Consider the following 13,689-nt stretch of genomic DNA (forward strand, 5'->3'; position numbering starts at 1 on the left):
ACGACGGAGGACCACTATGTTCGGAACGTACCTGCGCCGAGAGCTGCTCGGCAGACGCAGGCAGACCATCATCATCGCCATCGGCATGGCGCTCGCGATCGCTCTGGTCATCATCGTCAACTCGGTCGCCGCCGGCGTCAAGAACGCACAAGCACAGGTGCTGCAGTCGGTGTACGGGGTCGGAACGGACATCACGGTCACCAAGCCGGTGAGTGCCCCCACTGCCGGATCGGCTCAGGCGCAGGGTCCCCGTTTCGACTTCGGCGCCAACTCCGGCACCGAAGGCAGCGACGGAAGCCGCAAGGTGGACTCCTCGCGACTGAGCGTCGGATTCGGCACCAACACGATGGCGGACTCCTCGCTGACGAAGGTGCAGAACACCGCGGGTGTCGCGGGCGCCTCGGCCGTGCTCTCGCTGCAGAACACGAGCTTCAACGGCACGCTTCCCGACTTCAGCCAGCTGCGCCAGGAGCGCGAGCAGGGTGGATCCTCGTCGACGCAGCAACCGTCGGCTCCGTCGGGTGGCGCCGACGGCAAGGGCGGCAGCTCCTTCCAGGTCAACTCGTTCTCCGTGATGGGCATCACGCCAGGGGGCAAGGCGGTCGGGCCCATCGCCTCAACGGCACTCGCCAAGGGCCGGACTCTCGCGGCCTCCGACAAGGGCAAGGATGTCGCGGTGCTCGACGCGAGCTACGCGAAGTCGAAGAGCCTCGCGGTCGGTGACACACTCAGCGTCGGCGGCAAGGACTTCAAGGTGGTCGGAACCGTCAAGCCGACCGGATCCGACTCAGCCACCGCCTCGAACGTGTACATCCCGCTCGATGTTGCCCAGTCGCTGTCCAGCGAAAGCGGCAAGGTCTCCTCGATCTACGTGTCCGCGGAATCCGCCACGGATGTCGACACGCTGAAGTCCTCCCTCCAGAAGTCCCTCCCCGGCACCACGGTGTCGACGCAGGCCGACCTGGCGTCCACCGTCTCCGGGTCCCTCGGCAGTGCCAGCCAGCTGGTGTCCAACCTCGGAACCTGGCTGTCGGTCATCGTGCTCGCTGCAGCGTTCCTCATCGCGATCCTGTTCACGATCTCGGGCGTCACCCGCCGCACCCGCGAGTTCGGCACGCTGAAGGCGATCGGCTGGTCCAACCGGCGGATCGTCGGCCAGGTGGCCGGCGAGTCGGTCGTTCAGGGGGTCATCGGCGGCGTCGCGGGCATCGTGATCGGCCTGGTGGGCGTGTTCGTGGTCAACGTCATCTCCCCCACGCTCACGGGCGGCGTCTCCAGCAGCGGCGGCTTCGGCGGTGCGATCGCCGAAGGGGCCCGCCGCGCGTTCAACGGCGGCAGTGGCGCCGCGCCGACGGGCGCCGGTCGCACCGGCGGCGGATTCGGTGGAGCCGCGGGCGGCGGCGGATTCGGCGCTGCGGCTCGATCCGCTGCCGGCTCGGCTTCCACGCAGGTGGATCTCAGCGCTCCGATCACCGTGTGGATCATCGTGATCGCCGTGGGCCTTGCCATCCTGGGCGGTCTGCTCGCCGGTGCGATCGGCGGATGGCGCGCATCGCGTCTACGCCCCGCAGAGGCGCTGCGGTCGGTGCAGTAGCCGACGCGTGCGGCAGGCACCGGCATCCGTCATCCAGGATTCGCCACCACAGACCTAAGGACCACACCATGTACAAGTTGAGGAACGTCACGAAGCAGTACCCGGGCAAGGGACGCAAAGTCGTGGCGCTGAACGACGTCACGCTCGATATCCCGGACGGCCAGCTGGTCGCGATCCAGGGGCCGACGGGCGGTGGAAAGTCGACGCTGCTGCAGATGCTCGGCGCTCTGGACCGCCCGACCTCGGGAACCGTCGAGCTGGAGGAGTCCAGCCTCGGGCGCATAGCGGACCGCAAGCTCACGGCCATTCGCGGCAAGGAGATCGGCTTCGTCTTCCAGGGGTTCAACCTCATTCCGACGCTCACGGCGCTCGAGAACGTGGAGACGGCGCTCGTACCGCTGAGCATCTCGGCGAGCGAGCGCAAGGAACGCGCGACGCGTGCGCTCGAGTCCGTGGGACTCGCCGACCGCGGCGACCATCGTCCGGCGGAGCTCTCCGGCGGTCAGCAGCAGCGCGTCGCGATCGCTCGTGCGCTCGTGAAAGAACCCGACGTGCTGCTCGCGGACGAGCCGACCGGAAACCTCGACGAGGAGACGCGCGACGAGATCATGGACCTGCTCGAAGGCCTGTGGCGTGACCGCGGCCTCACGTTGGTGATCGTCACGCACGACTCGGCTGTCGCCCGCCGCGCTCAGCGTCGACTGCACATCAAGCAAGGCAAGGTCAAAGAGGTCGCCTGACTTGTCCCCCTGCTCCGACCGCATCGGCAGCGGTCGGTGAGACCGATCACACGTCTCGCTCAGCAAGGAGCGCATCGACGCCCGCGATGACTCGCCCGATCCCGAATCGGAGCGCGTCGTCGCGGGCGCCTTCATCCTGGGTAAACGCCGCGGTGGTCAGCGGGAAGTCGTCAGCGCGGGATGCGAGGACGGGCGCCAAAGCCCGCAGGAGTTGGTCTTCGGGGGCCCCCGTGCCCGACTGCTGACGCACGACGGCCATCACGTGCCCGACCAGCAAGGCGAGCACATCCAGCATCTCCGCCCCGGTCAGGTGCAACCCGGTCATGATCCGCAGGCCGGACTCGAACCATTCGAGCTCGACCGGCCCCGGAAGATGCGGGCGCTGCACGAGCTCGACCGCCCAAGGGCGGGCGACCGCCCGGCCGTGCAGGTCGACCGCCCAGTCCCGCAACGCCGTGCGCCAGTCGGATGCCCCTGACGGCTCAGGCTCGCCCATGGCTCGCTCCAGCATCACGGCGTTCAGTTCCACGCGCCCAGGAACGTAGCGGTAGAGCGCCATCTTGGTTGCGCCGAGACGTTCCGCCACGCGCTGCATGGTGACGGCTTCGAGTCCTTCCTCGTCTGCGATGACGACAGCAGCGTCGGCCACCTGCGTGAGGGTGAACTTCGGTTTCGGACCGCGGCGCACCGCCGTCGGTTCGGTCCAGAGCAGGGCAGCAACGCCGTCGACCGCCGCTTCGTCGCGCTTCTCGGATGCCGCCACCGCTCCGCCCTTTCCGAAAAGTAATTGCGTCCAGCGTACGCTATTAGTTATTGTGTCCGCGAGACGCAATTAATCGAAGGGCAGACATCATGAACGGAACCAAGGTCCTCATCTCCGGTGCGAGCATCGCCGGCCCCGCGCTGGCCGGATGGCTCGCACGCAACGGCTACGACGTCACCGTCGTGGAGAAGGCGACGGACGTACGCCCGGGCGGGCAGGCCGTCGATTTCAAGGGACGGACCCATCGACGGGTCCTGGAGCGGATGGGCATCATCGACGACGTCTATGCTGCGCAGACCGCGAAGACCGACTGGCGCATCGTGGACGAGCACGACAGGGTCAAGGCCGTTGTGCCCGGCGAGTTCCTGGGCGGTGATGTCGAGATCCTGCGCGGCGACCTGGCCCGCATCCTGTACCGACGCAGCGCAGAGGGCGCCGAGTACGTGTTCGATGACGAGATCGTCGGCATGCGCGAAAGCGCGCACGGCATCGACGTGGAGTTCGCATGCAGGCCGGCCGAGCGCTTCGACCTCGTCGTCGGCGCGGACGGCGTGCACTCAGCTGTGCGCAGGATCGCCTTCGGCGAGGAGTCGGCATTCGTCGAGCCGCTCGGCTGGTACTACGCCGTGGCGAACGCCTCCGCGTCGTCGGCCGGACTGCTGACGCGCCTGCCAGACGGCCGTGCCGTCGCATACGGATACAACGTGCCAGGGCGACTGGCGGTGCTCGGCGGGCAGAAGGCGCCGAGCCTGTTCGTGTTCCGCGCGGAGCGTCCGGACTACGACCGACGGGACACCGACTCGCAGCGCCGCTTCCTCGAGTCGCAGTACAAGGGAGTCGGTTGGCGTGTGCCAGAGATGCTGCAGGCGAGCCGGGACTCGTCCGACTTCTATCTCGACGCGCTGGCACGCACGAAGATGACCGCGTTCACGAAGGGTCGGGTAGCGCTGGTCGGCGACGCCGGATACGCGAACACGCTCGGCGGATTCGGCACCGGACTCGCGCTCGTCGGCGCGTACGTTCTGGCCGGAGAGCTGGTCGCCGCGCAGGGCGACCACGCCTCCGCCTTCGCCGCTTATGACGAGCGGATGGCACGCCTCACGAAAGTCGCCCGCTCCGGCAACGCAGGACCGTTCCTCGCTCCGCCGACGCGGGCGCGCATACGCATGCGCGACTGGACGTTCGCGAACCGCTCCATGATGCGCACCATGATGTGGATGACCGACAAGTTCGCCACCGATGACGCGATCCCCGAGTACAGCCTCGTCTGACCGGGAACAGGACGGCGACACCCTGACATGCCTGTGGGGGCGGGGGCCCCGGGCGTGGTGGTCGCCCGGCTCAGGACGCGATGTCGACCCAGCCGCCGGACTCGGCGGAGTCGATGACGGCATCCATGACCACTGCCGCTCGCAGCCCGTCCGCGAAGCGCGGCAGCCCGTCGGGCTCCGCACCGGCGATCGCCGCGTACGTGTCTGCGACGAACGCGTTGAACGCGTCCTGGTAGCCCTGCGGATGTCCAGCAGGCGTCATCACCAGGCGTGCGGCATCCGGTGCCAGCTGGTCCGCGTCCCGAGGGATCAGGAGCGAGCCCTTGCGGCGGCCGACCCAGAGCGTCTCCGGCTGCTCTTGGTCGAAAACGATGGACTCGACCGATCCGGCGAGCTCCATCTGCAGCCGGTTCTTGCGTCCTGGCGCCGCCTGCGACACGAGCAGGGTGCCGATGGCGCTGCTTGCGGTCTGCACGGCAACGGCAACGGCGTCTTCCGTCGTGATCGCCGAATGCTCGGCGCGAGCGTCGAAGAAGGTGCGCTTCGTCGCGGCGACGCTGGAGACGCGGTCGCCCGTGACGAACTCGATGAGGTCGACGAGGTGCGAGCCGATATCCGCGAACGCCCTTGAGCGACCGCCGGCGGCGCCGTCGACTCGCCAGTTGTCGTCATCCGCATCCAGCAGCCAGTCCTGGAGGTACGTGCCGGAGATGGTGAGCAGCCGGCCCGCCTCTCCGGCGGCGAAGCGCGCTCGGGCCTCGCGGACGAGCGGGTGGAAGCGGTAGACGAACGGGACGGTGGCGGTGAGGTCGGCCGATGCGGCGGCATCCGCCAGCCTCTGCGCATCCGCCACGGTCGTGGCCAGCGGCTTCTCGCAGACGACGTGCTTGCCCGCCTCGAGCGCCGCGAGGGCCTGCTCGGCATGCAAGGCGTTCGGCGTGGTGATGTGCACGACGTGGATGCCGTCGTCCGCGAGCATGTCGTCGAACGTGTCGTACGCCCGCGCGATGCCCAGCTCAGCGGCCGCCGTCGCGGCCCTTTCGGGCCGCGACGACACGATGCCGGTCAGCTGGGCACGGGCGGCGCGGGCCGCCCTGGAGTGCACCGTCGCCATGAATCCGCCGCCGACGATGCCGACGCCGAGGTGCGACGGCGCGGTGCTCTCCGCCATCAGGAGAGTGTGGACTCGGCCGGGTCCCACTCTTCGGGCACTGCCGGGGTGGGCACGAAGGTGCTCGCCACGTCGACCCATTCGCCGCTCTCGGCCGCCTCGATGGTCGACACCATGATGTCGAGCGCGTGGTAGGCCTGCTCGCCGCTGGCACGCTCCGGCACGCCGGCGCGGATGGCGCGGGCCAGCTCGACGACACCCGTTCCGCGCGCAGCCTTCTCGCCCTCGACGGTGATGGTCTTGGGCTCGCCGTCTGCGTGCAGCACGAGATCGCCCACGAACATGTTCGGGTCGTTGACCTCGAGAGCGCCGTCGACACCCGTGACCTCGAACAGCGTGCGAGGCAGCTTCGAGTCGAAGCTGAAGATGCTCTGCGACGTCTTGCCGCTCTCGAACTCGAACACCGTGCTCACGTGCGTTGGCACGGTGACCTCGAAGGTCTGTCCTGCCAGCGGGCCGGAACCGATGGTGCGGATCGGCTTCGACTTGGAGGCGACAGCGGCGACGCGCTTGACCGGTCCGAACAGCTGGATCAGCGTGGTCACGTAGTAGGGACCGATGTCGAACAGCGGACCGGCACCCTGCTGGAACAGGAACGCAGGGTTCGGGTGCCACGACTCGGGGCCGGGACCCTGCACGAGCGTGAGGGCGGTCTGCGGCTCGCCGATCGCACCGGACTCGAGCAGGCGACGCGCGGTCTGGATGCCGCCACCGAGGAACGTGTCTGGCGCGCACGCTGCGCGCACGCCCGCGGCCTTCGCCGCCTCCAGCACCCGCTTTCCGCTCTCGCGGTCGAGGGCGATGGGCTTCTCGCTCCACACGCTCTTGCCCGCGGCGATCACCTGCAGCGCCACCTCGGCGTGCACGGCGGGGATGGTGAGATTGACGACGATCTCGATCTCGGGATCCGCCAGCAGCTCCTCCACCGTGCCGTTGGCGGGGATGCCGAACTTCTCGGCCTGCGCCTGTGCCGCCTCGGGGATCAGGTCCGCGATGAAGCGCACCTCGACATCCGGGAACGACGTGAGGTTCGTCAGGTACTGGGTGGAGATGTTGCCTGCGCCGATGACGCCGACGCCGACGGGTCCGGTCTTGGTCTGCTCGCTCACGCGAGGCCCTCCTTCGTGAGGTAGCTGAAGCTGTCCGCGACAGCGGTGAAACGGTTGTCGTGCGAGTCGTCGAGCTCGATGACCCGCAGCGCGGTGGGCGCGGCCTCGATGATCGCACGGATCGGCAGGCTGCCGGACCCGACGGCCACCTGATCCTTGGTCTCCTTGGTCGCGGGGCCGTCCTTGATGTGCAGGGCCACGACGCGATCTCCGAGTCGGCCGAGCACCTCGACGGGATCCTCGCCGCCGACGGCGACCCAGTACGTGTCGAGCTCGATGACGACCTCAGGGTCGAGCTTGGAGACGAAGTACTCGAGGGCGTTCTGGCCGTCGATCTTGTTCTCGAACTCGTGGGCGTGGTTGTGGTAGCCGACGCGCACGCCGTGCTCGGCCGCGATCTTCGCAGCGTGGTTCAGCTCGGCGGCGATCGCCTCGACGGACTCCGCGCTCTTCCAGCGCTCGTCGGCCGCATGCGGATCGATCACGGTCTGGATGCCGAGCTCACGGGCGGCGTCGAAGATGGAGCCGAGCTGCTCGTCGCTCTCGCCCAGGAAGTGCACGTGCACGGTGGGAGCGGTGAGACCGGCGGCGACGAGCGCGTCGCCGAGACCGACGAAGTCGGTGAAGCTGAACGGCTCGACCTGGGTGAAGCCCACCTCGGCGAGCTTGTTCAGGGTTCCCTGCAGGTCGTCCCGCAGCGCTTCACGCACCGTGTAGAGCTGTACGGAAACAGGTGAGGTGGTCACGATTCTCCTCGTCGAGAGCCTCGATACGGGTGCACGGACTCATGGCCGCGGTCGCCAGGTGGAGGCCGGTTTGTCGTCAGGGCACGCCCGCGCGATGCACTGGGCATGCACACGGATTTCCCTGGGGTCGAATCGATTGAATCACACTTCTGCCGTCAGTCAAGCAAAAGTTGATAGACATCCGTCAACTTCCGTCACCCGTTCGGCGGTGTGGTTCAATCGGTCTATGTCGGCCCCGTCTGCACCATCAGGCGCCCCTCGCGGCGGCCTGGTGCCGAGCGATGCTGCGGAGTTGGTCGGCATCTTGCGCGACGGGATCCCCCGCACACGCGCCCAGCTCGCCGAGCAGACCGGCCTGGCACGATCCACCGTGTCCTCGAGACTCGACGCGCTGATGGATGCCGGACTCATCACCGCTGCGACCGACGCAGCGTCATCCGGAGGTCGCCCGCCGGCAAGGGTCACGTTCAACGCCGGGGCCCGGTACATCGTGTCCGTCGACCTCGGGGCGACGCACGGCGTCATAGCGCTGGGCGATCTCGCCGGAACCGTGCTGTTCTCCGAGACGGCCCCGCTGACCATCTCGGAAGGTCCCGAAGCCGTGCTGGACTGGGCGCTCGCGACGGCGAAACGGCTCGTGAAGGCATCCAAGCGTCCGAGGTCAGAACTCGCCGGGGTGGGCATCGGCCTGCCCGGCCCCGTTCAGCACTCGACGGGCATGCCGATCAACCCGCCCATCATGCCCGGCTGGGATCGCTTCGACGTTCCCGCCTACGTGCGCCGAACGTTCGACGTGCCCGTGCTCGTCGACAACGACGTCAACGTGCTGGCGCTCGGCGAGCACGCCGTCTCCTGGCCCACCGAAGACGACCTCTTGTTCGTGAAGGTCTCGACCGGAATCGGCCTCGGCATCATCGCCGGCGGCAGCCTGCAGCGCGGTGCCGCCGGATCCGCCGGCGACCTCGGTCACGTGCGCGTGCCGTTCAGCCGTGAGACCCCACGCCACGGCGACGAGAACGCGGACCTCGAGGCGCTGGCCAGTGGACCGGCCATCGCCAGATACATCGCCGAGCGGGGCACACCGGCCGTATCGAGTGCGGATGTGCTGGCGCTCGCGCGGGGCGGACATCCGGATGCCGTTGCCGGCATCCGGCAGGCCGGCCGCGACCTCGGCGAAGTGCTCGCCACCTGCGTGAACCTGTTCAACCCGTCGGTGATCGTGGTGGGCGGATCCATCGCACGCGCCGGCGAACACCTGCTCGCCGGCGTGCGCGAGGTCGTCTACCGGCAGTCGACGCCCCTGGCCACGGAGCACCTGCAGATCGTGCCAGCCGCTGCCGGCGAGACCGGCGGCGTGCTCGGCGCCGCCATCATGGTGGCGCAACATCTGCTCGAGCCGGCGTAGCACCCTCCGGCCTCCCGCTCCACCGCGGATGCGGACCGCCTCGTGAACCTGTCTGTGCCCGTTCCGGACACCATCGAGGGCGCCGTCAGTCGCCTTCGATGGTGCTGCCGTCCTCGTCGGCACGCAGGCGCGACAGCAGATCGGCGAGCGTTGCGGTCTCCGCTGCATCGAGCGTGATGGCCAGCCGCCTGGACGTCTCCTCCGAGACGACGCCGGATGCGGCAGCGAGCATCCGCTCCCCTTCCGGTGTCAGTCGCAGGATGGACGACCGCCTGTCGCCCGGATGCGGCGCACGCTCCGCCCAGCCACGTTTCGACAGGCGGTCGACGGCCTTGCTCGCGCCGCCGACCGTGATGCGCACTCCGTTGGCGAGGTCCTGGACGCGGCAGTTCGGGGTGCCGTCGATCACCCGCATCGGCAGGTATTCGATCAGCACCATGTCGAGATCCGATCGAAGCCGTCTGTCGACGACGTTGAACTGATCGACCTGCACGAACACGAGGTCGGCCAGAAGCTCGCCGTAGTCGATCCGTGCGGAGTCAGCCGATTTCATAATCTTCATTCCCAGGAATAATCTTCTCGAGAAGCATGTTCCTGATTCTATAACCGACCGCTGGGCCGGACCCGGTGCGACGAGCACCGCGCCCGACGTGGTCACCGCGAGAAGGAGACACCATGACAACGACGACAACCGCCGAGGCACGCGAGCCGGACAGTGTGCCGAGGCACGCCGCTCCGACGGAGCAGAGCCTCCGGGACCAGAGCCTTCGCGACCAGAGCCTCCCTGAGCAGGTGATCGGCACCCGTGCGTTCTATCGCACAGACCTCGGGGTGCGGCCATACGCCGACGACGTCACGGTCTCACCCGGTTCGCTGGGCGGCATCCCAACGGTCGAGGTGCGCACGGCGGGTGTGCGGGAAGATGCCGTCCTGTTCTGGGTGCACGGAGGCGCGTACATCGCCGGGTTCGCCGCAGCGGCCACCGGCCTCGCGGCCGCAGTCGGACGCGCAGCGCACGTGCGAGCCGTCTCGGTCGAGTACCGGCTTGCTCCGGAGCATCCGTTCCCGGCACCGCTGGACGACGTGCTCGCTGCGTACCGCGGTCTGCTGGCGAGCGGAGTCCCGGCCGAGCGGATCGTGTTCGGCGGGGAGTCAGCAGGCGGCGGCCTGGTGATGGCTGCCATGGTCGCGCTTCGAGATGCCGGCGATCCGCTACCGGCCGCAGCAGTCCTGCTCTCGCCCTGGGTCGACCTCTCGCTCGAGGGCGACAGCATGGCCGAGCGCGCCACACTCGACCCGGTGCTCTCGCCCGAGGTTCTGCGCAACGCGTCCGAGTGGTACGTCGGAGAGGCGAGCCCCTCGGATCCGCGCCTCAGCACCGTCTTCGCTGACCTGACCGGGCTTCCGCCGCTGACGGTGGTCGTGGGTTCGCACGAGATCTTGCTCGATGACGCGATCCGCCTCGTGACGCGAGCAGCGCGCGCTGATGTGGCCGCGACCCTCACGGTGGTCCCCTCAGGAACCCACGGTTCGGAGATGTCCGAGATCGTGGATCCCGACACGCGCGGGCAGCTCGCGACCGCCGGCCGGTTCCTCGCCGAACGGCTGCCCGCCTGACGGCGCCGGCGCGCCGCCGATCCGGATCCGGGATGCCGAAACCCCGGATCCGGATCGTCGGCCGCGCAGCAACGACGGCAGAATGGACCGGTGACCGACACGATGCTCTCTCTGTTCGACGAGGAGCTCGAGGCCACCCTCCGTCCGGTCGGCGGCCGCCAGGATGCCGTCATCCGGCCGGCCGCGGTGCCGCTGCCCCCACACGAACGGCGCATCCTGGCGCATTCTTCCGACCGCGTCCCGTGGCTGCGCGCCCGCGCCCGCGGCATCACGGCGACGGACGTCGCGAAGCTGTCGACACCGGCGTCGGTTCTGGCGGCCGCGCGGCAGAAGGTGCACGGATCCGGCTTCACCGGCAACGTCTACACCGAGCACGGCAAGGCCAGGGAGCCGCAGATCGCGAAATGGATGCTGCGCGAACACGGCATCGAGCACAGCGATGCGCTGTTCCACGCCGAACGCGATCGCCGCCATCTCGCCACGCCCGACGGCCTTGCCCTTCGCGATGACGGACATCTCGTGCTGGCGGAGATCAAGACCACGAACAAGCCGTGGCGGAGCATCCCTCGGCACTACCTGCGTCAGGTGTGGTGGCAGCAATACGTGCTGGGCGCCGAGCGCACGCTCTTCGTGTGGGAGCGGCACGACGGGTTCGTGCCGGTCGGCGATCCGGAGTGCAAGTGGATCGACAGGGACGAGAACGAGATCGAGGCTCTGGTCTCTCTCGCCACGCAGCTGATCGCGACCTTGGCATCCGGACGGGTCTAAGGCTGGTGCCGCCGCCGGTTGCGACCTGCGTCGTGACCCTGAACGCGGGTCAAGCCCGCAATCCGACCGCGGATGTCAGCCGTTCCCCGCGGCGGTCAGAGCCTGCTCGAAGACGAAGTCGTCCTCCCAGTTGTCACCGACCAGGAACCGCTTGGCGCCGACCTTCGTGAATCCGCTCTTGGTGTAGAAGCGCTGTGCACGCTCGTTCTCCTGGTTCACCCCGAGCCAGATCCCGGCGGCACCGCGGTCGGTGGCGGCCTCCATCGACGACAGCATCAGACGGGCCGCGACGCCCTGACCGTGATGCCCTGGCAGCACGTAGCACTTGCTGAGCTCGCTCGCGGGGCGCAGCGTGATGGCGGCGGCGACATCCGGATCGTGCGGTTCGCCGAAGACCACCATCGTGTAGCCGACGGCACGACCGTTCTGCTCGGCGACGAGGAGGACGCGATCGGGATCCGAAAGGTATTCGCGGAAGGCGTCGGGCGAGAGGTTCGCGACGACGAAGGACGCCGCATCCTCCCGCGTGGTGTGCGGAGGGCATGCGAGCGGGAACGTGACGGCGGCGAGGAAGGCGAGCGCGTCGGCATCCGACTCTGCGGCTCTGCGGATGGTCACGTCGGTCATGGCTTCACGATACCGAGGGTGCCGAACCGCCCGAGCCCCTGGGCGAGGCCGAGCCGATCGAACACCGGCTCCCCGAGCGAGGCGGAGCGAAACGAGCCGAAGGGCGGTAGCCGTGCCGCCCTTCGACTCGCTCCGCTCGCCCGGGGAGCTCGCGGCTAGGCGGCCCGCGCGGCGTCAGCCAGAACGCGGGTGTGCTCGCGCGCCGGCTTCGGAGAGGCGGCCGGAGCCTGCGCCGTCTCGTCGTCGGACAGGTACCGCGTGTACGCGGTGACCGTGAGGAAGGCCGGGTACTCCGGCCGCAGGGCGACCTGTTCGAGGATGCGCGCGGCATCATCGAACCGATCCCCGACGAAGCGCGGCAGCTCGGCGACGATCTCGGCGCGCAGCCGTTGCACGAGAGGCACGTCCACCAGCTCGCCCTCCGCGGTGGTGACGCGGTTCTCGATCCACTGCCACAGCTGCGAACGCGAGATCTCCGCCGTCGCGGCGTCCTCCATGAGGTTGTCGATCGCCACGGCGCCCGTGCCACGCAGCCACGCCTCGACATAGCGCAGGGTCACCGAGATGTCGTCGCGCACGCCGGCGATCGTCACCTCGCCGGTTGCATCCGTCAGATCCAGCAAGTCGGATGCCCTGACCCGCACCTCGTCCCGCGTGCGTTCAAGCTGATTCGGCCGCTCGCCCAACACGGCGTCGAACTCCGCTCGAGCGATCGGGATGAGATCAGGATGCGCTACCCAGGTGCCGTCGAATCCGTCTTGCGCCTCGCGTCGCTTGTCCTCCGTCACCTTGGCGAAGGCGCGCTCCGTCACTTCCGGATCGCGCCGGTTCGGGATGAATGCGCTCATGCCCCCGATGGCATATGCCCCGCGCTGGTGGCACGTCGCGACGAGCAGTTCCGTGTACGCACGCATGAACGGCTGCGTCATCGTGAGACGCGAGCGGTCCGAGAGCACGAAACGGCGACCGCGCGAACGGAACGTCTTGATGATGCTGAACAGGTAGTCCCATCGTCCGGCGTTGAGCCCCGCGCAGTGGTCGCGCAACTGGAAGAGGATCTCTTCCATCTGGAACGCCGCCTGGATGGTCTCGATCAGCACCGTCGCGCGCACCGTGCCCTGCGGCATCCCGATGCGTTCCTGCGCGAAGACGAAGACGTCGTTCCACAGCCTCGCCTCCTCGTGGTGCTCGAGCTTCGGCAGATAGAAGTACGGGCCGCGGCCCGCGTCGACCAGCCGCTGCGCGTTATGCCAGAAGTAGAGGCCGAAATCGACCAGACTCCCGGATGCCGGCAGCCCCCGTCCCTGACGATCGACGAACACGAGGTGCTTCTCCGCCAGGTGCCAGCCGCGTGGTCGCATCACGATGGTGGGTGTGCGGTCGGCCGTGACGCGATACTCCTTGCCCTCGGGAGACGTGTATCCGATGGTGCCTCGCACCGTGTCGTACAGCGACAGCTGGCCCTCGATCACGTTCGCCCAGGTCGGGCTCGTCGCGTCCTCCTGATCGGCGAGCCAGACGCACGCACCGGAGTTCAGCGCGTTGACGGTCATCTTGCGATCCGTCGGCCCAGTGATCTCGACGCGACGGTCTTCGAGGCCGGGCGCCGCGCCTGCGACGCGCCACGTGCGATCCTCGCGGATCCATGCCGTCTCCGGCATGAATTCCGGATCGCGGCCGTTCGCGATGTCGACGCGGCGGCGCATCCTGTCGGCCAGCAGGTCGTGGCGACGGCTCGCGAACCGGTCGTGCAGTTCCGTGAGGAAGTCGAGCGCGCCGGGCGAGAGGATCTCGTCGTAGCGATCGCGGAGCGGTCCTGTCACCTCGATGCGCGGCTCGTGCTGTTCTGTGGTGTTCATGTGTCGGTTCCTTCGTTAT

The 13,689-nt window shown here is 68.5% G+C and carries 13 protein-coding genes; 6 read left to right on the forward strand and 7 right to left on the reverse strand.

The genetic code is table 11. The features are described 5' to 3' along the window. The first annotated feature begins 16 nt into the window (after positions 1-16). Entirely contained in the window at positions 17-1,594 is a 1,578-nt protein-coding gene (locus HII28_RS18850; protein WP_170027402.1) for an ABC transporter permease, read from the forward strand. A gap of 68 nt (positions 1,595-1,662) precedes the next feature. Continuing rightward, positions 1,663-2,334, forward strand: a complete 672-nt coding sequence (locus HII28_RS18855; protein WP_170027403.1) for an ABC transporter ATP-binding protein — start codon at positions 1,663-1,665, stop codon at positions 2,332-2,334. A gap of 46 nt (positions 2,335-2,380) precedes the next feature. Here the strand turns inward: HII28_RS18855 and HII28_RS20555 are convergent, their stop codons facing one another. Next, complete coding sequence (locus tag HII28_RS20555; protein WP_170027404.1) at positions 2,381-3,097, reverse strand: TetR/AcrR family transcriptional regulator; 717 nt, start codon at positions 3,095-3,097, stop codon at positions 2,381-2,383. An 89-nt stretch (positions 3,098-3,186) separates the two neighbouring features. Between HII28_RS20555 and HII28_RS18865 the strand changes: the two genes are divergently transcribed. Beyond that, the gene (locus HII28_RS18865; RefSeq protein WP_170027405.1) at positions 3,187-4,368 is read left to right on the forward strand and encodes an FAD-dependent monooxygenase; all 1,182 of its coding nucleotides are present in this window, start codon (positions 3,187-3,189) and stop codon (positions 4,366-4,368) included. A 70-nt stretch (positions 4,369-4,438) separates the two neighbouring features. Here the strand turns inward: HII28_RS18865 and HII28_RS18870 are convergent, their stop codons facing one another. From HII28_RS18870 to HII28_RS20410, 3 genes are read right to left on the reverse strand one after another with little or no spacing between them, the layout of a single operon-like run. Further along, positions 4,439-5,539 carry a Gfo/Idh/MocA family oxidoreductase gene (locus HII28_RS18870; protein WP_170027406.1) on the reverse strand — a complete coding sequence of 367 codons (1,101 nt, stop codon included), beginning with the start codon at positions 5,537-5,539 and terminating at the stop codon, positions 4,439-4,441. Then, positions 5,539-6,648 (reverse strand): Gfo/Idh/MocA family oxidoreductase, encoded by a 1,110-nt coding sequence (locus HII28_RS18875; RefSeq protein WP_170027407.1) that lies wholly within the window; start codon positions 6,646-6,648, stop codon positions 5,539-5,541. The genes HII28_RS18870 and HII28_RS18875 overlap by 1 nt, the downstream gene beginning before the upstream one ends. Next, positions 6,645-7,394 (reverse strand): sugar phosphate isomerase/epimerase, encoded by a 750-nt coding sequence (locus HII28_RS20410; RefSeq protein WP_170027408.1) that lies wholly within the window; start codon positions 7,392-7,394, stop codon positions 6,645-6,647. Before HII28_RS20410 ends, HII28_RS18875 begins: the two co-directional genes overlap by 4 nt. A gap of 226 nt (positions 7,395-7,620) precedes the next feature. Here HII28_RS20410 and HII28_RS18885 point away from each other — a divergent pair, with 226 nt between their 5' ends. Beyond that, complete coding sequence (locus HII28_RS18885) at positions 7,621-8,799, forward strand: ROK family transcriptional regulator (RefSeq protein ID WP_170027409.1); 1,179 nt, start codon at positions 7,621-7,623, stop codon at positions 8,797-8,799. An 85-nt stretch (positions 8,800-8,884) separates the two neighbouring features. On the opposite strand, the gene HII28_RS18890 is transcribed toward HII28_RS18885, so the two are convergent. Then, a complete protein-coding gene (locus HII28_RS18890) occupies positions 8,885-9,352 on the reverse strand; it encodes a MarR family winged helix-turn-helix transcriptional regulator (RefSeq protein WP_170027410.1) in 468 nt (155 codons plus the stop codon). A 122-nt stretch (positions 9,353-9,474) separates the two neighbouring features. Here HII28_RS18890 and HII28_RS18895 point away from each other — a divergent pair, with 122 nt between their 5' ends. Both HII28_RS18895 and HII28_RS18900 read left to right on the forward strand, forming a co-directional pair. After that, positions 9,475-10,416 carry an alpha/beta hydrolase gene (locus HII28_RS18895; RefSeq protein ID WP_170027411.1) on the forward strand — a complete coding sequence of 314 codons (942 nt, stop codon included), beginning with the start codon at positions 9,475-9,477 and terminating at the stop codon, positions 10,414-10,416. A 90-nt stretch (positions 10,417-10,506) separates the two neighbouring features. After that, positions 10,507-11,184, forward strand: coding sequence for a YqaJ viral recombinase family protein (locus HII28_RS18900; RefSeq protein ID WP_346769415.1), 678 nt, complete (start codon positions 10,507-10,509; stop codon positions 11,182-11,184). Between the two features lie 75 nt (positions 11,185-11,259). On the opposite strand, the gene HII28_RS18905 is transcribed toward HII28_RS18900, so the two are convergent. Together HII28_RS18905 and aceB are read right to left on the reverse strand one after the other, a co-directional pair. Beyond that, positions 11,260-11,811 carry a GNAT family N-acetyltransferase gene (locus HII28_RS18905; protein WP_170027412.1) on the reverse strand — a complete coding sequence of 184 codons (552 nt, stop codon included), beginning with the start codon at positions 11,809-11,811 and terminating at the stop codon, positions 11,260-11,262. Between the two features lie 155 nt (positions 11,812-11,966). Further along, entirely contained in the window at positions 11,967-13,670 is a 1,704-nt protein-coding gene (gene aceB / locus HII28_RS18910; protein WP_170027413.1) for a malate synthase A, read from the reverse strand. Between the last annotated feature and the right edge of the window lie 19 nt (positions 13,671-13,689).

Source organism: Planctomonas sp. JC2975, assembly GCF_012985205.1.
GTDB lineage: Bacteria > Actinomycetota > Actinomycetes > Actinomycetales > Microbacteriaceae > Humibacter.

Excerpts from the sequence above, each read along its gene's own strand:
- HII28_RS18885 (WP_170027409.1), top strand. The coding sequence starts at position 7,621 with ATGTCGGCCCCGTCTGCACCATCAGGCGCCCCTCGCGGCGGCCTGGTG.
- HII28_RS18865 (WP_170027405.1), top strand. The coding sequence starts at position 3,187 with ATGAACGGAACCAAGGTCCTCATCTCCGGTGCGAGCATCGCCGGCCCC.
- HII28_RS18870 (WP_170027406.1), bottom strand. The coding sequence starts at position 5,539 with ATGGCGGAGAGCACCGCGCCGTCGCACCTCGGCGTCGGCATCGTCGGC.
- HII28_RS18890 (WP_170027410.1), bottom strand. The coding sequence starts at position 9,352 with ATGAAATCGGCTGACTCCGCACGGATCGACTACGGCGAGCTTCTGGCC.
- HII28_RS18855 (WP_170027403.1), top strand. The coding sequence starts at position 1,663 with ATGTACAAGTTGAGGAACGTCACGAAGCAGTACCCGGGCAAGGGACGC.
- HII28_RS18905 (WP_170027412.1), bottom strand. The coding sequence starts at position 11,811 with ATGACCGACGTGACCATCCGCAGAGCCGCAGAGTCGGATGCCGACGCG.
- aceB (WP_170027413.1), bottom strand. The coding sequence starts at position 13,670 with ATGAACACCACAGAACAGCACGAGCCGCGCATCGAGGTGACAGGACCG.
- HII28_RS18850 (WP_170027402.1), top strand. The coding sequence starts at position 17 with ATGTTCGGAACGTACCTGCGCCGAGAGCTGCTCGGCAGACGCAGGCAG.
- HII28_RS18895 (WP_170027411.1), top strand. The coding sequence starts at position 9,475 with ATGACAACGACGACAACCGCCGAGGCACGCGAGCCGGACAGTGTGCCG.